Raw genomic sequence first — 25,831 nt, forward strand, 5'->3', positions numbered from 1 at the left:
TCGGAATTTTAGATTTTACAGACAATGGAAGAAGTTAAGAAGAATACGATGACTGAAATAGACAAAGAAATCGTTTTTACGAAAGCTATCAAAGCCGGGAAAAGAATCTATTATTTGGATGTGAAGAAAAGCAGAAGAGGCGAAATGTTTCTCGCCATCACGGAAAGCAAGAAAGTCGTAACAGGTGAAAGGGAAATGTCGCAGGTCAGCTTTGAGAAGCATAAGATATTCCTTTATAAAGAAGATATTGAAAAATTCATGGATGGGCTTCATGAAGTAATCCGGTACATCGAGCGTGAGCAGGGACCGATTGTAGGAGAAAGCCACATCGCTGAAAACACCGACCTCAGAGGCAACGCAATCCTGAATGAGCCGCTAAAGACAGAAGACATCAAAATCGACATCGATTTTTAATAACCAGAGGTACACCCGCTTTTTGGTCAACGGATATATATTCACCAGCCAATGAAAATATCTACCCGGGCAGGTGAAGATATATTCTTGACCCATTGAAGTATATCTTCAATAAAAGACGAAAACATTTCGTTCAAGAAAAATAGTCCATACGCTTGCAATATCAAAGAATATCACTACCTTTGCACCGCTTTTTCAATTTCATCGTTGTGACATTGACGCATCGTGTGATGGTGAATTAAGCAAAGATATCACTTAATTTAGAGTAACACAAAATTTATCAAACATGAAATCAATTGACATTACAGGTTCTTTAAGAACAGAAACAGGCAAGAAGGCTACCCACGCTTTGCGTAAGAACAGTCAAGTTCCATGCGTATTGTACGGCATGAAGAAAGACGAAAACGGTCTGCCCGTTGCCACTCCTTTCACTGTTACGGTAGAAGGTTTGCGCAAACTGGTTTACACTCCGCATATCTATGTAGTAAACTTGAACATCGACGGACAGGTTTACAATGCAATCATGAAAGATATCCAGTTCCACCCCGTAACTGATGCTATCCTGCACGTTGACTTCTATCAAATCAACGAAGAAAATCCGATTGTAATGGAAGTTCCGGTTCAATTGGATGGTCTGGCTGAAGGTGTGAGAGCCGGTGGTAAACTGGTACTGCAAATCCGCAAGTTGAAAGTGAAAGCTTTGTACAACAATATGCCCGAACGTGTGGTTATCAATGTTACCAACTTAGGACTGGGCAAAACCATCAAAGTCGGTGAATTGCACTACGACAATATGGAAATCCTCAATGCCAAAGAAGCTGTGGTATGTGCTGTCAAATTGACCCGTGCCGCACGTGGTGCTCAGGCTGCCGCTGCAAAATAATCCTGTAAACCACTAAAAGTACAAATCCACTTTCAATGAAATATTTGATTGTAGGTCTGGGAAATATCGGTGACGAATATCACGAGACCCGACACAACATAGGATTTATGGTATTGGACGCTTTAGCTAAAGCGTCCAATATTGTTTTCAAGGACGGACGTTACGGAGCTACGGCATCACTATCGCTGAAAGGCAGGCAGCTTATTCTGCTGAAACCATCCACTTACATGAACCTGAGTGGAAATGCAGTCCGATACTGGATGCAACAAGAAAAAATTCCATTAGAAAACGTCCTCATCGTAGTAGATGATCTGGCACTCCCATTAGGAAGCTTACGCCTGAAAGGCAAAGGAAGTGATGCCGGCCATAACGGACTGAAACACATAGCCGCCATACTAGGCACACAAAACTATGCAAGACTACGGTTCGGTATCGGCAATAACTTCCCGAAAGGAGGACAGATAGATTATGTATTGGGACATTTCGATGAAGAAGAACGGAAAATTCTTCCCGAACGGATCAGTACAGCGGAAGAAATCATCAAAAGTTTCTGTCTTGCCGGATTGAACATCACCATGAATCAATTTAATAATAAATAAGTATAAAAGGAGGCAGAGCATCCGTTTATACTTACCCCTCTGACTTCTTTAATACTTTAATACTAAAACAGAACAACCTATGCCTGAAGCAAGAATAGACAAATGGATGTGGGCTGCCCGCATATTCAAGACCCGCACCATCGCCGCCGAGGCTTGTAAAAAAGGAAGAATACACATCAACGGGGCACAAGCAAAACCTTCCCGTATGGTCAAGCCGGGAGATGTCATTCAAGTAAAAAAACCGCCCGTTACCTATTCTTTCAAAGTATTGCAGGCGATAGAGAAACGCGTAGGAGCCAAACTGGTTCCCGAAATTATGGAAAATGTCACGACACCTGACCAATATGAATTACTGGAAATGAGTAAGATAAGCGGGTTCGTCAATCGTGCTAAAGGTACAGGAAGACCAACCAAAAAAGACCGTCGTGAATTGGACGACTTCTTTATGCCCGAATATAATGATGACTTCGACTTTGATTTCGATGACGAAGATTCGGACGATGAGGAATAAAAACATAGAGGCATAAAGCACAGAGCACGTAAGACTCTAAACTTTATGCCTCTATTGCCTGTTACAGATTTGCCTTGATGGCTTCAATCAATTCCTGATACTCGGCATCCGACAAGTAAACCTTTCCCGGATTCATCTGGAAAGTTCCTCCATAATCCGGACCATCTACATATTTGGGTGCCAAATGAAAATGCAAATGCGACAACTTGTCGCTGTATGCTCCATAATTGATTTTCTCAGGATGGAATGCCTTTTGCATGGCACGGGTCACACGTACCACGTCTGCCATAAATGCATTACGGTCTTCATCGCTCAACTCATTCAAGTCATTTACATGATCTTTATATGCCACCAGACAACGTCCGCGATAAGTTTGTTCTTTAAACAAGAAAACACGCGAAACACTCAGCGGAGCAATTTCAATCATCAAATTGTGCAACGTCTCATTGTTCTGACAATAGAGACAATCTTTCGGATCACTTTTCATACTTCTTTTTATATTTAATAATTATAAAATAATGGTTTTATCCTTCTGCCGCAAACAATCGTTTCAAATTCGCTTCTTCACCTACCACCCAGACAATATCATTTTCACTTAAAGGTAAATGTACGTCAGGAGCACGAAGCACATTCTCCCCAGACGACTCTACCCCTACTACCAGACAATGATATTTCGACCGCACACCACATTCAATAATATTTTTCCCGACAAAGGGAGAATCTTTATCCACAATAAACTGCTTCAACAACATTTCATGCCTTTCAAACTCCCCGTCATCAGAGGTACGCATCGCCTTCATTGCCATTGAAGAGAAAAACGACAACTGTTCATCGGTACCAATAATCTGTAACGTATCTTCTGGAAAAATACGCGATGCGCCATCAGGGATATTCAACCGTCGGTTGCCTCGTATGATAGATGCCACATGCACACCGTATTTTTTCCCTAAATCCAGTTCTTTCAGCGTGTGTCCGACCCATTCCGAATCAGGAGACACCACAAAATCACTCAAGTGTAAATCCCTGTCAAGCAACTTGCCGGCATACGACGGACGCTTGCCGCCCAAATATTCCTGCTGCATCTCTTTCGAACGCAAATTCATCACAAACGTACGCTCCAGCACAATAGACTGCTTTTTAAGGAAACGCGAAAAGACCATAGCACATACCAGCAAGATAGCTATCCCCATCATCAACGCCACCGATGTGTGAAACAAGCGTTCGATTACAGACACGATAAATCCTGCAGCTATAATAACCCTGAAGACAACTAAAGAAATCAACAAGGCATGATTGAAACGATTGTCTGCCCATAAAGTACGAAATTCTTCCGAATGGTTTTTCTTCATAATCATCGCACGTAAGAATGGAGCCAGCACTGCTATCGTGACAACAGCTGTCAACACCCGGCCCCATAAGTCGCCCAACATATTCGTAGCAAAAGGCTCTACCAAATGCAGACACACCATAATGACACCAACTGAAAGGACAGAATAAACAACCACAATCCGAAGCACTGCCGTCATCAGTTTCTGCCAATTAGTCTTATGATTCACCGTAGATGCTCCCGCCGAATACCGCTCAAGCAACAGGCTCCAACGCTTAGGCAAGTGGCTGTTAACCAGATTATAAGCAGGAAGAGCAAGCCGAATCATATAAGGAGTAAGGAAAGTAGTAATCACCGATACCGCAACCACAATCGGATAAAGGAAATTACCGGTCACTCCCAAACTGACTCCCAAGGCTGCAATGATAAAGGCAAACTCTCCGATTTGAGTCAGGCTGAAGCCACATTGTATCGCAGTTTTCAACGGTTGTCCCGACAACAAGACACCTGCCGTTCCAAACAGAGTCTGCCCCAACAGTACAGCTGCTACAATGGCTAGAATCGGATATTTGTATTCAACAATCATATGAGGATTAACCATCATGCCTACCGATACAAAAAAAATGGCACCAAACAAATCCTTAACCGGAGCCACCAATCTCCCGATATGCTCCGACTCAATAGTTTCCGAAAGGATTGACCCCATAATAAAGGCACCAAATGCAGGAGAAAAACCTACAGCAGCTGCAAAATAAACCATTCCGAAACATAAAGCAAGCGATACAATAAGCAACGTTTCATCACTCATCAATTTACGCAATCGCCTCAACAGCAATGGAATCAGATAAAGTCCCACCACCAGCCACAACACTAAAAAGAACACCAGTTTGGCAAGACTGTACACCATTTCGACTCCCTCAAAATGTGTACTGACCGCCATTGTAGAAAGCATAACCATCAATACAATGGCAAGAATATCTTCGATAATCAGAATCCCCAATACAACACCGGCAAAATGCTGCTGACGCAAACCCATATCATCAAAAGCCTTATAGACAATCGTAGTAGAAGACATGGCTATCATTCCTCCCAAATAGATACAGTCCATTTGTTTCCATCCAAACATCCATCCCACTGATATACCGACCACGATCATACACAAAATAATGGTACAGGCTGAAATAACTGCCGAACTTCCTACTTTCAACAGTTTTTTCATACTGAATTCAAGCCCCAAAGCAAACAACAGGAAAATCACACCTATCTCTGACCATAAATGTATATTTGCCTCATCGGTTACGGAAGGAGTGAACTGAAAATGCGGGCTGCATAAAAAACCGGCAACTATATAACCTAATACTAAAGGCTGCTTCAGTTTTTTAAATATAAGCGTCATCACTCCGGCACATATCAAAATCAATGCCAAGTCACTAATAAGAGGGGCTAATTGAGACATATTGTTCAAGTTGTATGTATATTTCCATACAAATGTAACAAAAAATCCGATAGATACGAATACATACAGAACAGATTCAAGAAAAATCAGTGCACGGACACGCAAAAGCTATTTTTTGACTACCTTTGCAGAACAATCAAATAAATTTATATATGATAGTTTGCATAGCCGAAAAACCAAGTGTAGCACGCGACATCGCCGATGTACTTGGAGCCAGAGAACGCAAAGATGGATACATCGAAGGAAACGGATACCAAGTGACTTGGACATTCGGTCACCTTTGTACACTGAAAGAACCGCACGAATATACACCTTCGTGGAAATCATGGTCGCTCTCCAGCCTGCCTATGATACCACCACGGTTCGGCATCAAACTAATTGAAGACCCAGGCATACACAAACAATTTAAAATCATTGAACACCTGATGCAGGCTGCCGATGAAATTATCAACTGTGGTGATGCCGGACAAGAGGGGGAACTCATACAGCGCTGGGTGATGCAAAAAGCCGGTGCACACTGTCCGGTGAAACGCTTGTGGATTTCTTCACTCACTGAAGAAGCCATTCGTGAAGGTTTTTCCAAACTGAAAGACCAAATTGAATTCCAGCCGCTTTACGAAGCAGGACTGAGCCGTGCCATCGGTGACTGGCTGCTGGGAATGAATGCCACCCGACTGTATACACTGAAATATGGACAAAACCGCCAAGTGCTCTCCATCGGGAGAGTACAGACTCCTACCCTTGCCCTTATAGTTAACCGGCAACAAGAGATAGAACACTTCGTACCGAAACAATACTGGGAGCTGAAGACTGTATACCGAGATACCACTTTCAGTGCCATCGTGCGCAAAAGTGACGAAGAGCTTGCGGAAGAAGCATCCCAAACTTCACAAGCATCTAAAAAAACCATCAATAAAGAAGAAACAAATCGCGGCATTCCACCCATCACCGATGAAACAACAGGAAAACTGCTACTTGAACGTATCAGCAATGTACCTTTTACAATTACTGACACGGCTCTTAAAAAAGGAACAGAAGCACCTCCTCGTCTGTTCGACTTGACCTCACTACAGGTAGAATGCAACAAGAAGTTTTCTTATTCTGCCGATATGACCCTACAGCTCATCCAATCGCTTTATGAAAAGAAAGTGGCAACCTATCCCCGTGTAGATACCACTTTCTTAAGTGATGATATTTACCCCAAATGTCCCAAGATACTAGAAGGATTAAAAGATTATACCTCTTTCACGGCTCCTCTATCCGGAAAGGCCCTGATTAAATCGAAAAAAGTATTCGACAATTCGAAAGTGACCGACCACCATGCCATCATTCCTACAGGCGTACAACCTAAAGGATTGACTGATATGGAAAAACAAGTGTTCGACCTGATAGCAAGACGCTTTATTGCCATATTTTATCCGGATTGCAAATTTTCCACCACCACAGTCACAGGAGAAGCTGATGGCATTGAATTCAAGGTTAGCGGCAAGCAGATCATCGATCCGGGCTGGAGAATCATCTTTGCCAAAGAACCGAAAGACGATACGAAAGAAGGGGAAGAAGAAAGCGTATTGCCTGCTTTCACCAAAGGAGAAAGCGGACCACATACACCTATGCTGAATGAAAAATGGACACAACCGCCCAAACCCTATACCGAAGCCACCTTGCTGCGGGCTATGGAAACAGCAGGCAAGTTAGTGGATAACGAAGAGTTGCGCGACGCCCTGAAAGAGAACGGAATAGGACGTCCTTCCACCCGTGCAGCCATCATCGAAACATTATTCAAACGGCATTACATCCGCAAGGAACGCAAAAGCCTGACAGCTACTCCCACAGGTGTAGAATTAATCGGACTAATACACGAAGAATTACTGAAATCTGCCGAACTGACCGGCATTTGGGAAAAGAAACTGCGTGAAATAGAACGGCGCAGCTATGATGCCAAACAGTTCTTGAACGAATTAAAACAAATGGTTAGTGAAATAGTCAACAGCGTGTTAAGTGACAATACAAACCGACGCATCACCATAACAGCAGAAGAACCTATACACAAAACCGTTACCAAAGACATGCCCAAAAAGAAGAAAACAACTTCCACCAAACGAAGCAAGAAAGTTGTTTCTTCTCCCAATACCGCCACCGATACACTACCGCAAGAAGATGCTATCGTAGGAACAAAATGCCCCTTATGTGGAAAAGGTACAATACTGAAAGGGAAAACCGCATACGGCTGTTCGGAATGGAAAAACGGATGTACGTTCCGCAAACCTTTCTGAAAGTTTTTCTTACCACAGACTCGTATCGTTAAATTTATAACTAACCCGTTGAAAACAAACGAGTTCATTGGTAAGGTTTAGCATAACGCAACAGGTCAAGTAGCTGGATTTCAACAACTTTAATGAAAAAGTTGATTTTCAGTTACTCCGTTTTTATTTTATCAAGCTTTCATTATTGTCCGAATGCCTTGCTTTATTTCGCAACACACATTCACGGCTTGTGTTGGCATAGCAATATACACAAAAATGACGGCACGTATCATACATCCCGATGTCTTTGCTCACCATGCATCCGCATATTTTACGTTGCCCCTTGTCTTTCAGATTTTTCCGTTCAATAGGAATAGGAGGAATCTCTCCGAATAAATCCGGTTCGGGCAACTTGCCGGTATGCAGATAGTAAACCAACTCCTTATCTTCGCCGAACACACGTTCCATTAACTCCCCGTCTATGCAACGGTTATGATCAATGTCATACTTCTCCAAATTAGCTTCTTCGGCACACGTGGCAAGCGTCAGGTTCCAGCCTTCGGCTTTCCATACATCGCGTAACTTCGCCAGACCTTCCACTATTTCCAACCGTTGCACCTCATTCAGTTCTGCGGTTTCTACATTCTCTTTCGTAAAGCAATGCATTTCCTTTATCAGATTGCTCTGCACTTTCCGATACGCTTTTACATCCACAAAGCTGAATACCAGCTTGTCCGTGTACCCTTTCAACCGATTGCCTATCTTCCATATCCGGTTCAGCAATATGCGTGGGGTTATGTCAGGCGTGATAACCAACGGGTCAAACCGCCATATCACCCGTTCATGTCCAATCTGCTCCGACAATTTGCAGAACGTTTCAATCCGTTTCTCCACACTGGGCACATTCGGTTCGAAACCTTCGCGTACATAGTCGTTCAACGTCACCTGAAAATAGTAATGAATCCCTCGTTCATCCAACTGATATAAATAAGGTAAGATAGGTTCCGGATTCTTCGTCCAGAACACCACTACTTTACAATGCTTGAAAGACACATACATCGGCTTCCGGTTAAACGGATTATACCATACACAATACCCTTTAGCCAAGCGGTTAAAGAACCATTTGGCATAAAAGGCAGGTATATCCGTAGAGCGGCTGGCGGAAATGATTACCGGAGCGGTTGCTTCTATTTGTTTGCCAGAATCGGTGGTTATCTTTTCCTTCGCTACCCGGAACTTAACATGTATCTCTTCACGAGTTATTTTATCCGTTTCCATAATAACTGAGCATCTCGCGAAGATACAAAATATAATTGGAAGCCAATGTTTTATCAATGAGATGATAAATATCTAAATACCTTTTTAAATATTATTCAGCCTTCTATGATAAAGCGTTGCTGTTCCTTTAATGTCTTGACCATGTCGCAGTGCTTTATTTACATATCATACAGCTTTTCCAAATCACTAATAACCTCATCATTTAGTATCGGTTTGAACAATTTGTCAAACATGCTTTGGTTTCCTTTTAGACCTTTGGATTGTTCCGGTTCGCAATACTCAAAAACTTCAATTATAAACACATTTTCTTGTCAAAGCTTGAATGATTTTGATGAGTAATCATTATCTTTGCAGATACAATCAATTATTATTGCACATATGCAATACGTTTTAATATGGGAACAGAAAAAATAAACAGACTAAAAATAGTATTGGTAGAACAGGGGAAAACCGGGAAATGGTTGGCTGAACAGTTAGGAAAGAACGAGGCTACTATTTCGCGCTGGTGTTCCAATGCTACCCAGCCTTCATTGGAAATGCTGATGAAGATAGCGGAAATTCTGGAAGTGAATGCAAAGGATTTGATTAACAAGGGAAAATTCGATTAAATGATATGGCTAATAAGAATCTGAACAAGGCAAAAGAAGCCAAGAAAGACGAATTTTATACGCAATTGGAAGATATTAACAACGAGTTGCGGCATTACCGGGAACATTTTCGCGGTAAAACTGTATTGTGTAATTGCGATGACCCACGTGTGAGCAATTTCTTCACCTATTTTGCTTATAACTTTGAGTTCCTTGGATTGAAGAAACTGATTACCACTTGTTATAAAAATCAGAACATTGACTTGTTTAGCCAGAACAAGAGCGAGCAAGCCGTTTATTTAGTTTACGAAGGCGACAAGAACGGCGACCATATACCCAATGCCGAAGAGATAGGCGTAAAACCGTTGAAAGGTGACGGGGATTTCCGCAGCAAGGAATGCATCGAACTGCTCAAAGAAGCGGATATTGTGGTAACCAATCCACCGTTTTCCTTGTTTCGAGAATACGTGGCGCAATTGATGACGTATGAAAAGAAGTTCTTGATTATAGGGCATCAGAATGCTATTAAATACAAAGAAATATTTCCTCTTATAAAAGAAAACAAATTATGGTTAGGATATGGCTTTAAGGGCGGAGCCGGGCATTTCATCTCACATTATGAGGACAAGGCAACCGCTGGCGACCATCGTGAAGGCATGATTCGAGTTTCTGGCGTTACTTGGTTCACCAATTTGGAAATAAAGAAGCGGCATGAAGATATTATTCTTTATAAGCACTATACACCTGAGGAATATCCTACGTATGCAAATTATAACGCAATCGACGTATCAAAAACTGCTGATATTCCTTGCGACTACGATGGACTGATGGGGGTTCCTATTACATTTATGGATAAGTACAATCCCGAACAGTTTGAAATCATCGGAATTGCAGAAGGTGATTCTGGTAAAGAACTAGGGCTTGCTCCTTTTGACAGAAAACTTAAAGAGTTAAACAAAAGTTTACGGGATGGTCAACTGTTTTATATGGTCAATGGCTATCCTCAAAAGCCATTCACAAGAATTATAATCCGTAAAATCAAGAAGTAATGAAAGCCGAAGAAATCATAGAATTGTTCCGTCAGTTTGAATCCATCGCAAACGAATATAAGGGTGTGGAATGCTGGAGTGCAAGAGAACTCTCTACCTTATTGGGGTATGCGAAATGGGAAAAATTTAATAATGTGATAGAAAAAGCCAAGGAAGCGTGCTTGAATGCAGGAGAAAATTCAGACGACCATTTTCTCCACGTGGGGAAAATGGTCACACTTGGTTCAGGCGCTCAGCGTGAGGTAAATGACTATATGCTGACACGCTATGCCTGCTATCTTATAGCACAAAATGGAGACCCGCGCAAGCCTCAAGTCGCCTTTGCACAAAACTATTTTGCGGTACAGACACGACGGGCTGAACTTGTGCAGCAGAGGATATTGGAGTATGAGCGTGTCGTGGCTCGTAATAAACTTGTAGAAACGGAAAGCCGTTTATCGGGCATCCTTTATGAGCGCGGAGTGGATAACAAAGGATTCGGAATCATCCGTTCGAAAGGCGACAAGGCTTTATTTCATTTGGATACGGCATTGCTAAAACGCAAGTTAGGAGCTCCAGACAATCGACCTTTGGCAGACTTCCTTCCGACAATCAGTATCAAGGCTAAGGATTTCGCTGCGGAAATGACTTCGGTAAATGTACAGCAGAAAGATTTGCACGGACAAGAACAAATCACTCGTGAACACGTGGATAACAATGCCGCCGTAAGAAATATGCTGCTGCAACGTGGAATAGTCCCTGAGCAATTGCCACCGGGAGAGGATGTAAAGAAGGTGGAACGGCGATTGAAGTCTGAGGAAAAATCATTGACCAAGAAGCAAAGCACGAAGAAAACTTCAAAAAAAGGAAAGGAGTAAGATATGCAAATAGAATTGAAGTCCATAAAAATTTGTGATTTGATTGACGGATATATCAACGACCCCGATGCCGGAGTAAAAGGTTATCATGGTAAGTTAGACATACGCCCTCCTTATCAGCGTGAATTTCGTTATGATGAGAAGCAACAACAAGCCGTTGTGGAAACCATTCTCAAAAGCTTTCCGCTCAACATCATGTATTGGAGCGTAGATGAGAATGGCAATTTTGAAATGATTGACGGGCAACAGCGCACCCTCTCGATATGCGGATTCTACACCCACGACTTTCATATCGTTGACCCTGAACGGGGTACACTCTATTTTTCCACACTTACAGAGGAAGAGAAAGCCAAGTTTCTCAACTACGAACTGACTGTGTATTTTTGCGAGGGAACAGACAAGGAAAAACTCGATTGGTTCCGAGTTATCAACATTGCAGGAGAGAAACTTCTCGACCAAGAACTGTTGAACGCCGTCTATGCCGGACCTTTCGTGACAGATGCACGCAGGCATTTCTCAAAGAACGGATGTCCAGCTTATAAGATGGGAGCCGATTTTTTGAGCGGTAATGCCATAGAGCAGGCGTATTTGGCTACTATCTTGAAATGGGCGGCTCGTCATGACGGTGTAGAAAGCGTGGACAAATACATGGCACTGCATCAGTTTGACCCGAATGCCAATAAGCTATGGGCTTACTTTGTATCTATCATTACATGGGTACGTTCTACGTTTACCAAATATCGCCGTGAAATGAAGGGGCTGGATTGGGGAGCCATGTATGATGGATTTGGCGAAAACGTGTATGATACGGCAGCCCTCGAAAAGCAGATACACGACTTGATGGAGGATGATGAAATCATGAAGAAGTCAGGTATCTACCGTTATGTATTAAGCGGTGACCTGCGCGACCTCAGTTTCCGAACTTTCGACAAAAAGCAGAAGCGCGAAGCTTACGAGCGTCAACAAGGTATTTGCGTTCATTGTGGCAAGCATTTCGAATTGGAGGAAATGGAGGCCGACCACATCACGCCGTGGAAAGAAGGCGGTACGACGGTGGCGGAGAATTGCCAAATGCTTTGTAAGAATTGTAATAGGATTAAAGGAGGAAAATAAATATGTACTAATATGAGAATATACCATTATACAAATATAGAATCACTCGCACTTATACTTAAAAATAAAACAATTCGTTTCAACCGCTTGGACAAAGTGGATGATTTAGAAGAAGGTAATGCGGAATCTTTAGGAGTAAAATTCTGTAAATATGTTTTTGTCTCCTGTTGGACTGAAACAACAGAAGAAAGCATTCCCTTGTGGAAAATGTATGGTGGTGATAGCGGAGGAATACGAATTTCTCTTGAACAAGAGATGTTTAAAGAATACTTCGTTTCTAATTTAAATTTTGGAAACTTAAAATCTCAAGGAGCTATAATATCTAAAATTCCACCTCAGGACATGGTAAATCCAAATTTCTTTTTCTTTCCCATGTTAGATTATAAAAACGATTTATTTTATAGACATGTAAAATACGTGGATGACATCTATGTATTCACTAAGGATGCTATTCAAATAACAAATGTTCAAGGGAATCGTGGCAATATGCATGTGGACATGAAACCTTTTGGCTATTATAAGAATAAACGATGGGAATTTCAAGACGAAGTTAGATTTGTCCTCTATTCTCTTCCTATGAATCCCTTGTTAGAAGGAGTAAACCCTGAAATTTCATCTATTGTAGTGCAAAGTCTTTTAGGAAATAAATCATTGCCATTCCATTATTATGATATGAAGTTAAAGGATGATGTTTTTGATAATTTAGAGATTACACTAAGTCCATCCGCGACAGAATCACAAAGGCTTATTATTCAGGCGTTGATTGATAAATATGCTCCTAATGCTACACTAAAAGAAAGCGCTTTAGGCAAGGTGGTTCGCTTAAAATAAAACGATATGGTCACCGAATCTCAAAACATAGAGTTCAAAGAATCTTGGCGCGACGAATACCAGAAATGGATATGCGGTTTTGCCAATGCACAAGGCGGTATCCTTTATGTGGGTATAAAGGACAATGGCGAAGTGTGCGGTGTGCAGGATGCCAAGAAGCTGATGGAGGATATTCCGAACAAGGTGCGCGATATGATGGGTATCTTGGTAGAAGTCAATTTGAGGGAAAAGGACGAAAAGCAATATCTGGAGATTGTAACGGAGGCTTATCCTTATCCCGTTAGTTTCCGTGGAAAGTATTACCAGCGGAGTGGGGCTACCAATCAAGAACTGAAAGGGGCTGCACTCGATCGTTTTATGCTCCGCAAGCAGGGTAAAACATGGGATGGTGTGCCAGTACCTTATCTGAAAGCGGAAGACTTGGATAACGCCACATTCGATTTATTCCGCAAGTATGCCAAACGGAGCGGACGCATGGAGGAAGCGGACTTAATGGACGACAATCACGGATTATTGGAGAAGCTTCGGCTTTATGAGGGCAGTTATCTGAAACGTGCTGCCGCTTTGTTGTTCCATCCTGACCCGGAACAATATGTGACTGGAGCATTTGTAAAGGTCGGCTTCTTCCGTGAAGGTATGGATTTGGTATATCAGAATGAAGTGCATGGTAACCTGTTCCAACAAATTGTGAAGCTGATGGACTTGCTGTGTACCAAATATATGAAAGCCATCATTACTTACGAGGGCATCCAACGGATAGAAACATTGCCTATGCCCCGTGAGGCTCTGCGTGAGGCATTATTAAATGCTTGCATCAACAAAGACTATGCAGAACCTTCTCCCATTCAAATCCGCGTGTATGAAAATAAGTTGGAGATAATAAACGGTGGGATGTTGCCTGAAGGGTGGACTGTGGAAACATTATTGTCTTCTCATCGGAGTATGCCTTACAACCCGGATATTGCCAATACCTTCTTTCGTGCCGGTGAGATTGAGGCATGGGGACGCGGCATTGAGCGTATCATCACGGCTTGTAAGAATGACGGTTTCTCCACGCCGGAGTTCCGCTATGATGCTTCGGGTATTTGGACTACATTTAAGTTCGAGTACCCAGAAAGAGCTACTACCCAAAGCGACCAGAAAACTACCCAAAAGACTACCCAAAAGACTACCCAAAAGGCCATACAAAATCTGACGGAACAACAGCAAGCTATACTCTCATTCTTAAAAGGACATCCGGAAGCGACCCGAAAAGAGATAAGCGAAGGCCTTTCTAATATTACAGAGGATGGTGTAAAATATAATCTTTCCCGCCTTCAAGAGCTTGGCTTGCTGAAACGTATAGGAGGCAGGAAGCAAGGATATTGGCAAATTATAGAATAAAGGAGGATTATGGACGATTTGGAAGAATTTGAAAGCAGGCACAAGGATTTGATGGCATGGCAACGCTTTCAAGACGAGCTTGAAAGAATCAAGGGAGAAAATACCTACGATGATTTGCACGACTTTGAGGATAAAAGCTTATCCTTACAGCAGGAAACCTCCACGCAACTTGGCGCAGAACGCTGCAACAATCCGGTGGAGCAATAGTGGGAGATTACGCTACTTACAGAAAGATAAATCAAAGATATTCAGCTTTTTGAATCAACAGTTCGATTCCTAATGGGAATACCATGTTCCCGTCGTTAAAATCAATCTGTTTCATTGCTATATCGCTTTAACAAGTTATGTTTCTTTTTTCGGAGGCAAAGTTAAACGAAAAGCCGCAGAATAATGTTTTTCTGCGGCTCAATATGTGTTGGTGAGAGGCTCTTTTTGTCGAAATAAAATTTCGGCTGGCTATGATGATTCACGATAACTTGCTTCTTGAATATCTAATAACTTTCTGCTAAGTTATATCATGCGACAGCTATTTTTCAGCAAAGACATATGCACTCCGAGCTTTTTTCACATTGCTGGTAATATAATGATACGAACTATTTATTCGGGAACTTTGTAGTATCAAATTATAGAAATTGTCATGTATAAAATTTGATAATCAGAAAGATATAGAATATAATCCGGCTCAAGCATGGAACTGTGTGCCATTTCCACATCTCTGAAGGTCCTAGGAAAACCCAACACACAATGGTGAATAGACAGCAGCCCCACGCTATACAGCGTGGGAACCGCCAACGTCCATTCCTGTGTAACTCTTGAAAGTTTCCTAGGGTTTCAAGAACAAGAATGAAGAATGAAGCATGACGCTTCTCACAAATATTTTTCCCACAAAATAGTGAGCCGCAGACGCTTCTGCCTGCTCACTGCCACAAAAGTAAGCAATCCTTACGAACAAATCAAACGATATTCTTTTATATTTGATGGGTTAAGAATTTATATCCGAATCTTTTTCAAATAAATCCCCCAAACACTTGACTTCGCTTCTGGGCTATATTATCTTTGCAGATAGCTTCCTTTTACGGTTTTGATATCAAGAACGTACGGTTTCCAATTGGAGAACGTATGGTTTCCATATCAAGAACGTACGGTTTCGATATGGAAACCGTAAAATGGAGACAACTGAAAACCGATTATTAACCTTTTAAAAACACATTGCCATGAGTGCCCTTTATGATTTCTTGCCTGTACCGCCAAAAGGAAACAATGAAAGCGGATCGCACCTTTATCCTAAACTGCGTCCTTACAAGACTGTTTCTTTTGATGAACTTACAGAAAAGATTGCCTCCCATTCCGGATTGACCAAAGGAAATATCCTTGCCGTGATGGAAGAAATAGAAAACTGGACCAAGCAGCTCCTTTCGGAGGGGTACCGCGTGCAGATAGGGAACATCGGCACGGTTTCTGCCTCGCTCAAGGCAGATGCGGAAGTGTACGATAAAGGGGATATACACGCCCAATCCATCCGTTTTGATAAGGTGAAGGTGACCGTATCGAAACAGTTCTCGAAGCAATGCGACGGAAAGGTACTGCGTGCCCCTTCGGGGAAGAAATTCCGGCAAAGTTCGTACACGTATACGGAGGAAGAGCGGCTCGCCTTGCTTCAATCGTATCTGGAGAGCCACGACTATATCACTCGTGCGGAATATGGCACTTTGACGGGGCTGCTGAAATACAAAGCTTGGCAGGACCTGGACAAATGGGTGAAAGCGCACCTTATCGACATCAAGGGGCGTGCTCCTCACCGGGTGTATGTGAAGCGTAAGGGGCAGGATGACGGGCTTTAATTTTTCAATAAAGTAAACTGTTTTGAAATTCTACAAAATCAGCACACGATAAATTCAGAAGCTGTTTTGAATTTCTCCAAAAAGTTTTTCTTAGCTTGATGTATCCCGTTTTTCGTGTGTGCTTTGGGCGATTTTTTGGTCCTTTTCGCTCCTGTTCTTCGTCAGATAGCCCGCTATCTTCCTCATCACAGAAGCGAAAATGCCTCAAAAACTCATCCCAAATCATCGCACGATAAATTCAAAACAGCTTCTCAAAATAGTTTCTTATGTATCTCCATGCATTAATTAACCAATTGTTTTTCGTACCTTTGCACCCGATTTAGAAACTAAACGAAACGACATGTGGTTATTATTAGCATTCTGCTCGGCGGCATTGCTGGGCTTTTATGACGTGTTCAAAAAGAAATCGTTGAACGGGAATGCGGTGCTCCCCGTACTGGCGCTGAACACGCTGTTCTCCAGCCTCATCTTCATCCCCTTCATCCTTGTGTCCCGGTTCTGTCCGTCGGCATTGCAGGACACGATATTTTTCGTACCCGAAACGGGAGGCTGGGAAGTGCACAAATACATTGTGCTGAAATCGGTAATTGTGCTCTCGTCGTGGACCTTCGGCTATTTCGGAATGAAGCACCTGCCTCTTACCATCGTAGGGCCGATTAACGCCACACGCCCTGTAATGACCCTGGTGGGCGCATTGCTCATCTTCGGCGAGCGGCTAAACCTGTACCAGTGGATTGGTGTGCTGCTGGCGGTGGTATCGTTTTTCATGCTAAGCCGCTCGGGCAAGAAAGAAGGCATCAGCTTCGAACATAACCGCTGGGTGTGGTTCGTGGTGCTTGCCGCCTTGCTGGGAGCTATCAGCGGCCTGTACGACAAATACCTGATGGGAATATTCAACAACATGGTGGTGCAGGCTTGGTATAACATCTACCAGCTTTTCATGATGGGGGCGGTGCTGATGTTCCTGTGGCTTCCGAAGCGCAAGACCACTACCCCTTTCCACTGGGACTGGTGCATCCCGCTGATTTCCCTCTTCCTCTCGGCGGCAGACTTCGTATATTTCTATGCCTTAGGAATGGACGACTCGATGATTTCCATCGTGTCGATGGTGCGGCGGGGAAGCGTGGTGGTATCGTTCCTCTTCGGTGCCATGGTGTTCCGCGAAAAGAACCTGCGGAGCAAGGCGGTCGATCTCGCACTGGTGCTTCTCGGCATGTTCTTCCTGTATCTGGGGAGCCGTTAGGATTCTCTTTATAGAAAAATTTAAACAGGCTCTACATACATCCGTGTAAAAGTCTGATTTCTGAAGCAGGAAAAAGGTAGCTTGCCGCTCCGTTTTCCTGCTTTAAGTTCCGGTAAGAAACATTTTTTCGCAAAAAAACAAGCAGTTTGTTTGCTGATTTGAGAAAAAGCATTACCTTTGCAACCGCAAAACAAAACAACGATTGTTGCGGAAATAGCTCAGTTGGTAGAGCACAACCTTGCCAAGGTTGGGGTCGCGAGTTCGAGTCTCGTTTTCCGCTCCACAGTAATGATGCCCAGGTGGCGGAATGGTAGACGCGCACGTTTCAGGTGCGTGTGTCGAGAGGCATGCAGGTTCGAGTCCTGTTCTGGGCACGTTCTTTTTAAGTTTGTTTATCGGAGAGATGGCGGAATTGGTAGACGCGCTACTTTGAGGGGGTAGTGACATTATGTCGTGGGAGTTCGAGTCTCCTTCTCTTCACGCGTTGTTGCGGAAATAGCTCAGTTGGTAGAGCACAACCTTGCCAAGGTTGGGGTCGCGAGTTCGAGTCTCGTTTTCCGCTCCACAGTAATGATGCCCAGGTGGCGGAATGGTAGACGCGCACGTTTCAGGTGCGTGTGTCGAGAGGCATGCAGGTTCGAGTCCTGTTCTGGGCACATCATTGCGGAAATAGCTCAGTTGGTAGAGCACAACCTTGCCAAGGTTGGGGTCGCGAGTTCGAGTCTCGTTTTCCGCTCACGTTAGTTATTTTGGGTTTCATTGCGGCAATAGCTCAGTTGGTAGAGCACGACCTTGCCAAGGTCGGGGTCGCGAGTTCGAGTCTCGTTTGCCGCTCATAAGGAGAGATTGGGTTATCCCAGTCTCTCCTTTCGTTTTTTATGTCTTAAGAGCCAGATATGGGTTCATCTGACCTCTTTCAGCTTTTCTTCCAATTGAAGAGCTGATATACCCAATTTAATAGCTTGCTCGTAGGCCTGACGTGCCTGGTGTTTCTTCTTTTGGCGGACATAAATGTCGCCCATCATCACATATACGTCAGCGTCATTCGGGTCAAGCTTTGCCGCAGCCTCAAGATCCAGCAAGGCCATATCGGTAAATTCCTGCTCCAGTTCCACATTGGCACGCATTTTCAAGAGTGATGCATCCTGCGGATATTCTTCCACCAACAGATTCAGGCGGTCACGGGCTGCAATGAACTTTCCTTCCTTCTGGTCAAGCATGGCAAGCCCGATACGGGCAGGCTTGTTTTTCGCATCCTTGCCCAATAAGACATTATAGTCGATACGCGCCTCCTTATACTGATGACGCTGCATGTAGATATAGGCGCGGAACAGGCGTGCTTCTTTCTCTTCGGGAATAAGGTCGATGACGTTGCAATAGTCGATGTATGCTTTTTCGAGCAAACCTTTATCCAGATACAATGCCGCACGGTTCAGAAGGATAGCCGTAGCGTATGGCGTGATATTCAACGCCATGGTATAGGCTTCGATGGCTTCGTCCGCCTTTCCCTGACGCTTCAAGACCGTGCCGAGGTTGGAAAAAAGCAAGGCATTGCGGGCATTCTTGGGGTCGAGCTTCAAGGCTTCGCGGAAAAGCTGTTCGGCACGCACCAAACTGTCCTTCTGTGCACAAGCCATCGCTTCTTCCACCAGCTCGTTATAGTTTTGGGCATACAGTCCGAACGAGCACAGGCAGACACACGCTATGATAATCAGTCTTCGCATAAAACAAATGTTTACTTTCACCACAGATTACACAGATTTAATCTTTAAAATTATTAACTGAAAAAATCTGTGTAATCTGTGGTGAAAAAATCAAGCTTCTTTAATATAATTCACAATCCATGCGCCAACTTCTTTGGTCCCGTACTTGGCACCGCCTTCTGCCTGGATTTCGGGCGTACGCACGCAAGCATCCAGCGAAGCGTCTACGGCACGGCGTATCAGGGCACCCTCTTCCTTACAATCGAAGTATTCGAACAACATGGCTACGGAAAGGATTTGCGCCAACGGATTGGCGATGTTCAACCCCTTAGCCTGCGGCCACGAACCGTGAATGGGTTCGAACACCGGCGTGCTTTCGCCCGTAGAAGCCGAAGGAAGCAACCCCATCGAGCCGCTGATGCAAGAGCCTTCATCGGTCAGGATATCGCCGAACGTATTCTCGGTCACCATGACATCGAAGAACTTCGGTTCCTGAATCATGCGCATTGCCGCATTGTCGACATACATATAGTCGGTGGTTACTTCGGGGTATTGAGGAGCCATCTCCTGGGCTATCTGACGCCACAAGCGTGACGATGCAAGCACATTCGCCTTATCGACTACCGTCAGGTGCTTGCGGCGCTTCATAGCATACTCAAAACCTACCTTCAGGATACGTTCGATTTCGGGACGGGTATAATAATTGGTGTCATACGCCTTATCGTTGTCCTGGTATTTCTCGCCGAAATACATGCCTCCGGTCAGCTCGCGAATGCAAAGGAAATCGGCACCGTCCACCAGTTCGGCACGCAAAGGAGACTTGTGCAACAAACATTTGAAGGTCTGCACCGGACGGATATTGGCAAACAGTCCCAGCTTCTTGCGCATGGCAAGCAAGCCCTGCTCGGGACGTACCTTTGCCGTAGGGTCATTATCGAACTTGGGGTCGCCCACCGCCGAGAACAATACGGCATCGGCATCCTTGCATACCTGATAGGTTTCTTCCGGGAACGGGTCGCCCACCTTATCAATGGCATCTGCACCGCAGATAGCGTATTCGTAACTTACTTTATGTCCAAACTTCTCACAAACAGCCGTCATGACGTCGACACCCTGAACAGAGATTTCAGGACCGATGCCGTCACCGGCTAATACTGCAATTTTAAATTCCATAGGTCTTCTTTTTTAGGTAACCAGGAAACTAGGTACCAGGTGACCAGGTTTAATATAGCATTTACAAAACTATTCAAGACCTAGTCAACTAGTACCTGGTACCTTGTCAACTGATTGTTATTCTTCAATTATATTCAACATTTTAATGGTCGCTTTGATTGCCGCTTCCGTCTGGTCGGCATCCAAACCGCGGGTACGGAACTCACGGTCCTCGTAATTCCACGTGATGACGGTCTGCACAAAGGCATCGGTACGTCCGCCGGGAGGAATGGTCACGGCATAATTGGTCAGCATCGGAAACTTGCGCTGCAACGTACCTTTATATATCTTACGCAAGGCACGCACGAAAGCATCATACTGGCCGTCGCCCGATGAACTTTCCTGATACACCTTGCCGTTGATTTCGATGCTGAGCGTAGCCATCGGCTTCAATCCTTGAGCAAGGGTGACGAAATAGCTCAACAGTTTCACCTTATTTTGCGCTCCGTCGTGTTTCAGCACATCACTGATGATATAGGGCAAATCTTCCTGTGTCACCAGTTCTTTCCGGTCGCCCAATTCGATGATACGTTCGGTCACCTTCCGCATCGAATCTTCGTCCAGTTCCAAGCCCAGGCTTTCCAGATTCTTGCGAATATTCGCCTTGCCCGAAGTCTTTCCCAAAGCATACTCACGTACCCTGCCGAAACGTTCGGGAAGCAAATCGTTGCAATACAGGTTATTCTTATTATCTCCATCGGCATGCACGCCCGCTACCTGCGTGAAAACACTTTCGCCCACTATCGGCTTGTTGGCGGGAATGCTCATGCCCGAATACGACTCGACCACCCGACTCACATCGTTCAGACGGCTTTCATCGATATTGGTCACGGCATGGAAATGATCTTTCAAAATCGCCTGCACACTGGCAAGGGGAGCATTGCCCGCCCGTTCGCCCAAACCGTTGATGGTGGTATGAAGTCCTTTCACCCCACTCAGCACAGCCGCCAGCACGTTGCTCACGGCAAGGTCGTAATCGTTGTGCGCATGAAAATCGAAGTGCAGGTCGGGATAACGTTTCTTCATCTTCCGCATATACTCAATGACCTGCAGCGGATTGAGAATGCCCAACGTATCGGGCAACATGAACCGACGGATACCGCAATCCTTTAAGCCGTCGACCAGCCCAAAGACATAAGCAGGCGAATCTTTCATGCCATTGCTCCAGTCCTCCAAGTACACGTTGACATCCAAATCCCGTTCGTGCGCATACGATACCACCGCCCGTATGTCCTCGATATGCTCGTCAAGAGTCTTCTTCAGCTGGTACGTGCAATGCTTCTCCGAGCCTTTCGTAAGCAAGTTAATGACCCTGCATCCAGCATCGTGAATCCAGTCGACCGACACGTGGCCGTCGACAAAACCCAACACTTCGACCCGCGGAAGCATGTTCCGCCGCGCCGCCCAGTCGCATATCATCCTTACCGCATTGAATTCCCCTTCAGACACCCGTGCCGAAGCTACTTCCACACGATCGACTTTCAAGTCTTCAAGCAGTAAGCGGGCAATCATTAATTTCTCATGGGGCACGAACGACACGCCATTGGTCTGCTCGCCATCGCGGAGCGTGGTGTCCATGATTTCTATTCTCGGATGATTTTCCATAAAACTTTTTTTACTCACCTCAGATTACACAGATTTAATCTTTTATAAATGTCCGCATTTAGCCGGCAAGGAGTTAAGAAGCCAATACTTCTGTGCTATTGGCATTTAACTCCTGCCGAAGGCATAACTCCCTTCTAACTCCTTTTATCTATGAGGATATTCATTAATCTTTATCAATATTAATTATAAACAGAAAAAATCTGCGTAATCTGTGGTGAAAAATATAACGTGTTATCTGTGTTCTTCCTCGTAAGCCTCGATTTTATCCTTGTTTTCTACAAGGAAATCGATGTCGTCCAGCCCGTTCATCAGACAATGCTTCTTATAGGCATTGATTTCGAAGGTTTCCGACTTGCCTGTCGCCTTGTTGGTAATGGTCTGGGCAGGAAGGTTTACTTCTACTTCCGTCTTCGGGTCGGCAAAGATAGAGTCGAACAGTTCTTTCAGGAACCCTTCGCTTACCACCACCGGAAGCACGAAATTATTCAATTCGTTATTCTTGTGGATATCGGCAAAGAAACTGGATACTACTACACGGAAGCCGTAACCGGCAATCGCCCACGCCGCATGCTCACGGCTGGAACCACTTCCGAAGTTCTTGCCTGCCACCAGGATTTGCCCGCTATATGTCGGATTGTTCAATACAAAGTCTTTGTTCAGCGAACCGTCCGGATTGTATCTCCAATCGCGGAACAGGTTATCACCAAAGAATTTTTCATCGCGTGTAGTGGCCTTCAGGAAACGTGCCGGTATAATCTGGTCGGTATCTACATTTTCGAGCGGTAAAGGCACACAAGTGCTGGTAATTATATCAAATTTCTGTTTCATAATAATTTAATGTGACAATGTGGAAATAAACAATGTGCTAATTAATAATGAGCCAATTAATAATAGGCTAAATTACTTGTCTTTATTGTTTATCTCCACAGTCTTTTTACTTGTTGTGATTATACTTGTTAGCAACTTTTGAATCTCGTGAATCTGCACTAATAAACTTTCCTCAAAAGGATAACTGTCTGCGTATTTGCAAAGCAACAACCAATATTTTGTTTCTTCGGCTTCTTTAGCGGCAATTTTCAACTTATGGATAAAATCAATTTTACTTTCACTATTTTGTGCTTCGGATACGTTGGCTCCTATCGAGGTTCCACACCGCAACAATTGATTTGCTATTGCATATTTCCGTTCCGATTCTAATCGTTCTGAAAATGCAATAACCTGCAAAGCAAAATCGAAACTCAAATCCACAATTCTATTTCCAGTCACCCGTTTCATTAGAATATTATTAGTGCATTAAACACATTCTTCATTAGCACATTAACAAATTATTTATTAGCACATTAGACTCCGTGGATCTGTTATCACTCCCGTTACGGCTGCGGCGGCTGCGGTCAGCGGACTTGCCAACAACGTGCGTGAGCCAGGACCTTGACGGCCTTCGAAATTACGGTTGCTGGTAGATACGGCATATTTGCCTGCGGGAATCTTGTCATCGTTCATCGCCAGACAAGCCGAACATCCCGGCTGACGGATAGCAAAGCCTGCTTCCTCAAGCACTTTATCCAACCCCTCTTCACGGATTTGCGCATCTACCATCCACGAACCCGGCACAAGCCAAGCAGTAATGTTCTCCGCTTTCTTACGCCCCTTCACGATAGATGCAAAAGCACGGAAGTCTTCGATACGGCCGTTGGTGCAAGCGCCGAGGAACACGTAATCGACTTTCTTGCCCAGCAACGGTTCTCCCGGCTTGAAGCCCATATAATGCAGGGACTTTTCGAAAGACGCCTTCTCTACGTCACTCATTCCTTCCGTAACAGGAATGTGAGCGGTGATTGCCATCCCCATACCGGGATTGGTTCCGTAAGTAATCATCGGCTGAATATCGGCGGCATCGTAACGCACTTCTTTGTCGAACACGGCATCTTCATCGCTCTTCAACGTCTTCCAGTACGCCACAGCCTTGTCCCAATCTGCTCCCTTCGGTGCATATTCACGCCCTTTGATGTATTCGAAAGTCACTTCATCGGGAGCAATCATACCGCCACGGGCACCCATTTCGATAGATAAGTTACACAAAGTGAGACGTCCCTCCATCGTCAGGCTACGGATAGCCTCGCCGGCATATTCCACAAAATAACCGGTCGCGCCGCTGGTCGTCATTTTCGACATCATATAAAGGGCTACGTCCTTGGCAGTCACTCCTTTTCCCAATTTGCCGTCAATGGTAATACGCATGGTCTTCGGACGTGCCTGCAAGATACATTGCGAAGCCATTACCATTTCCACCTCGCTAGTGCCGATACCGAAGGCAACCGCTCCCATCGCACCGTGTGTAGAAGTGTGCGAATCGCCGCAGACAATCGTCATGCCTGGCAATGTCAGTCCCCGTTCGGGACCCACCACGTGAATAATGCCGTTCCGCTTGTCCATCATACCGAAGTGAGTCAATCCGAAATCAGCGGCATTCTTTGCCAATGCATCCACTTGCGCCTTCGAAACCGGGTCTTCGATAGGTTTGTCCTGGTCGTGTGTCGGCGTATTATGGTCGGGCATGCAATAAATCCGTTCCGGACGGAAGCATTTCAATCCCCGCGCCCGCATGCCGGCAAATGCCTGCGGACTGGTCACTTCGTGACAATAAAGGCGGTCGATGTACAATTGCGTGGGACCGTCTTCCACTTTCTGCACCACGTGTGCATCCCAAATCTTATCAAATAAAGTATTAGCCATACGTTTCAAATGTTATCTCGTTCCGTTATTTTCTGAATTTATTAATGCAGTCGATATACGCTTCCACTGAAGCCGCGATGATATCGGTATTGGCACCAAAGCCATAATACATCTGTCCGTCGTATTCCACTTGCATGTGTACCTTACCCACATCGTCGCTCCCTTTACTGATTGCCTGAATGGTGAACTCTTTCAAGGTCATCTGACGTTTGATAATCTGTTTCACCGCCTTAATGGCAGCATCTACCGGTCCGTTACCGGTAGCGGCAGCCTCGAAATGCTCGCCCGAGATATTCAAGCCCAAGCTTGCCACCGAACGCACGCCGACACCACTGGTCACCTGCAAGTATTCCAGCTTGATGTGATGATTCACATTGCGGTCGGCACCTGCAATCACCAGAATATCGTCATCGGTAATATCCTTCTTCTTGTCGGCAAGTTTCAGGAAATCCTCATACACCTTGTCCAGCTTCTCCTGATTCATTTCCACACCCAGCACATGCAAACGATGCTTCAATGCCGCACGTCCGCTCCGGGCAGTCAGTACAATCGCATTATCATCGATTCCCACGTCTTTCGGGTTAATGATTTCGTACGTCTGCACGTTCTTCAGCACACCGTCCTGATGGATACCCGAAGAGTGTGCAAAGGCATTCCGCCCCACAATCGCCTTGTTAGGCTGCACGGGCATGTTCATCAGGCTGGAAACCATACGGCTGGTAGGATAAATCTTCTGGGTATTGATGTTGGTATCAATGTTCAGATGCTTGTGGCAACGCAAAATCATTGCCACTTCTTCGAGCGCTGTATTGCCGGCACGTTCTCCGATACCGTCGATGGTCACTTCCACCTGACGGGCACCGTTCAGCACACCGCTGATGGTATTAGCTGTAGCCATACCCAAATCATTGTGGCAGTGGGTAGAAATGACAGCTTTGTCAATGCCGTCCACGTGGTCGA

General features: G+C 44.6%; 25 protein-coding genes and 7 tRNA genes (1 of these 32 cut by a window edge). 21 read left to right on the plus strand and 11 right to left on the minus strand.

Features of this window, described 5'->3' with window-relative positions; genetic code table 11:
• Positions 1–24 precede the first annotated feature (24 nt).
• The 4 genes from B5G04_RS09720 to B5G04_RS09735 all read left to right on the plus strand — a co-directional run bounded on the left by B5G04_RS09720 (position 25) and on the right by B5G04_RS09735 (position 2,407).
• A complete protein-coding gene (locus tag B5G04_RS09720; protein ID WP_087250797.1) occupies positions 25–414 on the plus strand; it encodes a DUF3276 family protein in 390 nt (129 codons plus the stop codon).
• 286 nt (positions 415–700) lie between these two features.
• Positions 701–1,297: a 50S ribosomal protein L25/general stress protein Ctc gene (locus tag B5G04_RS09725; protein ID WP_022041257.1), complete on the plus strand. Its 597-nt coding sequence runs from the start codon at positions 701–703 to the stop codon at positions 1,295–1,297.
• A 35-nt stretch (positions 1,298–1,332) separates the two neighbouring features.
• On the plus strand, positions 1,333–1,896 hold the full coding sequence (gene pth / locus B5G04_RS09730; RefSeq protein WP_022041256.1) for an aminoacyl-tRNA hydrolase: 564 nt from the start codon (positions 1,333–1,335) through the stop codon (positions 1,894–1,896).
• 79 nt (positions 1,897–1,975) lie between these two features.
• Positions 1,976–2,407: an RNA-binding S4 domain-containing protein gene (locus B5G04_RS09735; protein WP_022041255.1), complete on the plus strand. Its 432-nt coding sequence runs from the start codon at positions 1,976–1,978 to the stop codon at positions 2,405–2,407.
• A gap of 61 nt (positions 2,408–2,468) precedes the next feature.
• On the opposite strand, the gene B5G04_RS09740 is transcribed toward B5G04_RS09735, so the two are convergent.
• Together B5G04_RS09740 and B5G04_RS09745 are read right to left on the minus strand one after the other, a co-directional pair.
• Positions 2,469–2,894 carry an HIT family protein gene (locus B5G04_RS09740; RefSeq protein WP_022041254.1) on the minus strand — a complete coding sequence of 142 codons (426 nt, stop codon included), beginning with the start codon at positions 2,892–2,894 and terminating at the stop codon, positions 2,469–2,471.
• A gap of 37 nt (positions 2,895–2,931) precedes the next feature.
• Complete coding sequence (locus tag B5G04_RS09745) at positions 2,932–5,190, minus strand: cation:proton antiporter (RefSeq protein WP_087397104.1); 2,259 nt, start codon at positions 5,188–5,190, stop codon at positions 2,932–2,934.
• Between the two features lie 152 nt (positions 5,191–5,342).
• Here B5G04_RS09745 and B5G04_RS09750 point away from each other — a divergent pair, with 152 nt between their 5' ends.
• Positions 5,343–7,466 carry a DNA topoisomerase 3 gene (locus tag B5G04_RS09750; protein ID WP_087396967.1) on the plus strand — a complete coding sequence of 708 codons (2,124 nt, stop codon included), beginning with the start codon at positions 5,343–5,345 and terminating at the stop codon, positions 7,464–7,466.
• Positions 7,467–7,619: 153 nt separating this feature from the next.
• Here B5G04_RS09750 and B5G04_RS09755 read toward each other — a convergent pair whose 3' ends face one another.
• A complete protein-coding gene (locus tag B5G04_RS09755) occupies positions 7,620–8,714 on the minus strand; it encodes a DUF1848 domain-containing protein (protein WP_239414075.1) in 1,095 nt (364 codons plus the stop codon).
• Positions 8,715–9,109: 395 nt separating this feature from the next.
• Here B5G04_RS09755 and B5G04_RS09760 point away from each other — a divergent pair, with 395 nt between their 5' ends.
• The 8 genes from B5G04_RS09760 to B5G04_RS09795 all read left to right on the plus strand — a co-directional run bounded on the left by B5G04_RS09760 (position 9,110) and on the right by B5G04_RS09795 (position 16,375).
• On the plus strand, positions 9,110–9,322 hold the full coding sequence (locus B5G04_RS09760; protein WP_022041250.1) for a helix-turn-helix transcriptional regulator: 213 nt from the start codon (positions 9,110–9,112) through the stop codon (positions 9,320–9,322).
• 5 nt (positions 9,323–9,327) lie between these two features.
• Positions 9,328–10,350, plus strand: a complete 1,023-nt coding sequence (locus tag B5G04_RS09765; protein ID WP_087396969.1) for an adenine-specific methyltransferase EcoRI family protein — start codon at positions 9,328–9,330, stop codon at positions 10,348–10,350.
• Positions 10,350–11,207 (plus strand): DNA damage-inducible protein D, encoded by an 858-nt coding sequence (gene dinD / locus B5G04_RS09770; protein WP_087396971.1) that lies wholly within the window; start codon positions 10,350–10,352, stop codon positions 11,205–11,207. The genes B5G04_RS09765 and dinD overlap by 1 nt, the downstream gene beginning before the upstream one ends.
• Before the next feature lie 3 nt (positions 11,208–11,210).
• A complete protein-coding gene (locus B5G04_RS09775) occupies positions 11,211–12,320 on the plus strand; it encodes a DUF262 domain-containing protein (protein WP_087396973.1) in 1,110 nt (369 codons plus the stop codon).
• A 12-nt stretch (positions 12,321–12,332) separates the two neighbouring features.
• The gene (locus tag B5G04_RS09780; protein ID WP_022041246.1) at positions 12,333–13,151 is read left to right on the plus strand and encodes a DUF2971 domain-containing protein; all 819 of its coding nucleotides are present in this window, start codon (positions 12,333–12,335) and stop codon (positions 13,149–13,151) included.
• A gap of 6 nt (positions 13,152–13,157) precedes the next feature.
• Positions 13,158–14,534 carry an ATP-binding protein gene (locus tag B5G04_RS09785; protein WP_022041245.1) on the plus strand — a complete coding sequence of 459 codons (1,377 nt, stop codon included), beginning with the start codon at positions 13,158–13,160 and terminating at the stop codon, positions 14,532–14,534.
• Between the two features lie 9 nt (positions 14,535–14,543).
• Positions 14,544–14,741 (plus strand): hypothetical protein, encoded by a 198-nt coding sequence (locus B5G04_RS09790; protein WP_022041244.1) that lies wholly within the window; start codon positions 14,544–14,546, stop codon positions 14,739–14,741.
• A 1,007-nt stretch (positions 14,742–15,748) separates the two neighbouring features.
• On the plus strand, positions 15,749–16,375 hold the full coding sequence (locus tag B5G04_RS09795; RefSeq protein ID WP_087396975.1) for an HU family DNA-binding protein: 627 nt from the start codon (positions 15,749–15,751) through the stop codon (positions 16,373–16,375).
• A 4-nt stretch (positions 16,376–16,379) separates the two neighbouring features.
• Here B5G04_RS09795 and B5G04_RS09800 read toward each other — a convergent pair whose 3' ends face one another.
• On the minus strand, positions 16,380–16,601 hold the full coding sequence (locus B5G04_RS09800; protein WP_225226370.1) for a hypothetical protein: 222 nt from the start codon (positions 16,599–16,601) through the stop codon (positions 16,380–16,382).
• Between the two features lie 114 nt (positions 16,602–16,715).
• Between B5G04_RS09800 and B5G04_RS09805 the strand changes: the two genes are divergently transcribed.
• The 8 genes from B5G04_RS09805 to B5G04_RS09840 all read left to right on the plus strand — a co-directional run bounded on the left by B5G04_RS09805 (position 16,716) and on the right by B5G04_RS09840 (position 18,452).
• Positions 16,716–17,618 carry a DMT family transporter gene (locus B5G04_RS09805; protein ID WP_087396977.1) on the plus strand — a complete coding sequence of 301 codons (903 nt, stop codon included), beginning with the start codon at positions 16,716–16,718 and terminating at the stop codon, positions 17,616–17,618.
• A gap of 207 nt (positions 17,619–17,825) precedes the next feature.
• Positions 17,826–17,901: transfer RNA gene (locus tag B5G04_RS09810), tRNA-Gly, on the plus strand.
• A 10-nt stretch (positions 17,902–17,911) separates the two neighbouring features.
• Positions 17,912–17,992: transfer RNA gene (locus B5G04_RS09815), tRNA-Leu, on the plus strand.
• Between the two features lie 23 nt (positions 17,993–18,015).
• Positions 18,016–18,098 (plus strand) — tRNA-Leu (locus B5G04_RS09820).
• Between the two features lie 9 nt (positions 18,099–18,107).
• Positions 18,108–18,183, plus strand: a tRNA-Gly gene (locus B5G04_RS09825).
• A gap of 10 nt (positions 18,184–18,193) precedes the next feature.
• Positions 18,194–18,274, plus strand: a tRNA-Leu gene (locus tag B5G04_RS09830).
• A gap of 7 nt (positions 18,275–18,281) precedes the next feature.
• A tRNA-Gly gene (locus tag B5G04_RS09835) sits at positions 18,282–18,354 on the plus strand.
• A 25-nt stretch (positions 18,355–18,379) separates the two neighbouring features.
• Positions 18,380–18,452: transfer RNA gene (locus tag B5G04_RS09840), tRNA-Gly, on the plus strand.
• A 68-nt stretch (positions 18,453–18,520) separates the two neighbouring features.
• Here the strand turns inward: B5G04_RS09840 and B5G04_RS09845 are convergent.
• The 7 genes from B5G04_RS09845 to B5G04_RS09875 form a co-directional block, all read right to left on the minus strand.
• Positions 18,521–19,342, minus strand: a complete 822-nt coding sequence (locus tag B5G04_RS09845) for a tetratricopeptide repeat protein (RefSeq protein WP_087396979.1) — start codon at positions 19,340–19,342, stop codon at positions 18,521–18,523.
• Between the two features lie 90 nt (positions 19,343–19,432).
• Positions 19,433–20,494, minus strand: a complete 1,062-nt coding sequence (leuB, locus tag B5G04_RS09850; protein WP_013618801.1) for a 3-isopropylmalate dehydrogenase — start codon at positions 20,492–20,494, stop codon at positions 19,433–19,435.
• Between the two features lie 117 nt (positions 20,495–20,611).
• Complete coding sequence (locus B5G04_RS09855) at positions 20,612–22,138, minus strand: alpha-isopropylmalate synthase regulatory domain-containing protein (protein WP_013618800.1); 1,527 nt, start codon at positions 22,136–22,138, stop codon at positions 20,612–20,614.
• A 231-nt stretch (positions 22,139–22,369) separates the two neighbouring features.
• Positions 22,370–22,966 (minus strand): 3-isopropylmalate dehydratase small subunit, encoded by a 597-nt coding sequence (gene leuD / locus B5G04_RS09860; protein WP_087250812.1) that lies wholly within the window; start codon positions 22,964–22,966, stop codon positions 22,370–22,372.
• Positions 22,967–23,038: 72 nt separating this feature from the next.
• Complete coding sequence (locus B5G04_RS09865; RefSeq protein ID WP_022039219.1) at positions 23,039–23,413, minus strand: four helix bundle protein; 375 nt, start codon at positions 23,411–23,413, stop codon at positions 23,039–23,041.
• Positions 23,414–23,470: 57 nt separating this feature from the next.
• Positions 23,471–24,871 (minus strand): 3-isopropylmalate dehydratase large subunit, encoded by a 1,401-nt coding sequence (leuC, locus tag B5G04_RS09870; RefSeq protein WP_087396981.1) that lies wholly within the window; start codon positions 24,869–24,871, stop codon positions 23,471–23,473.
• Positions 24,872–24,896: 25 nt separating this feature from the next.
• Positions 24,897–25,831, minus strand: partial view of a 2-isopropylmalate synthase gene (locus B5G04_RS09875; RefSeq protein WP_013618797.1) — the 3' portion only. The gene runs 562 nt beyond the window's last position; 935 of the gene's 1,497 nt are visible here — the last part of the coding sequence; its start codon lies off the right edge, out of view — the gene reads right to left on this strand; the stop codon is at positions 24,897–24,899.

The organism is Bacteroides sp. An51A (assembly GCF_002161565.1).
In the GTDB taxonomy this organism is placed as follows: domain Bacteria; phylum Bacteroidota; class Bacteroidia; order Bacteroidales; family Bacteroidaceae; genus Phocaeicola; species Phocaeicola intestinalis.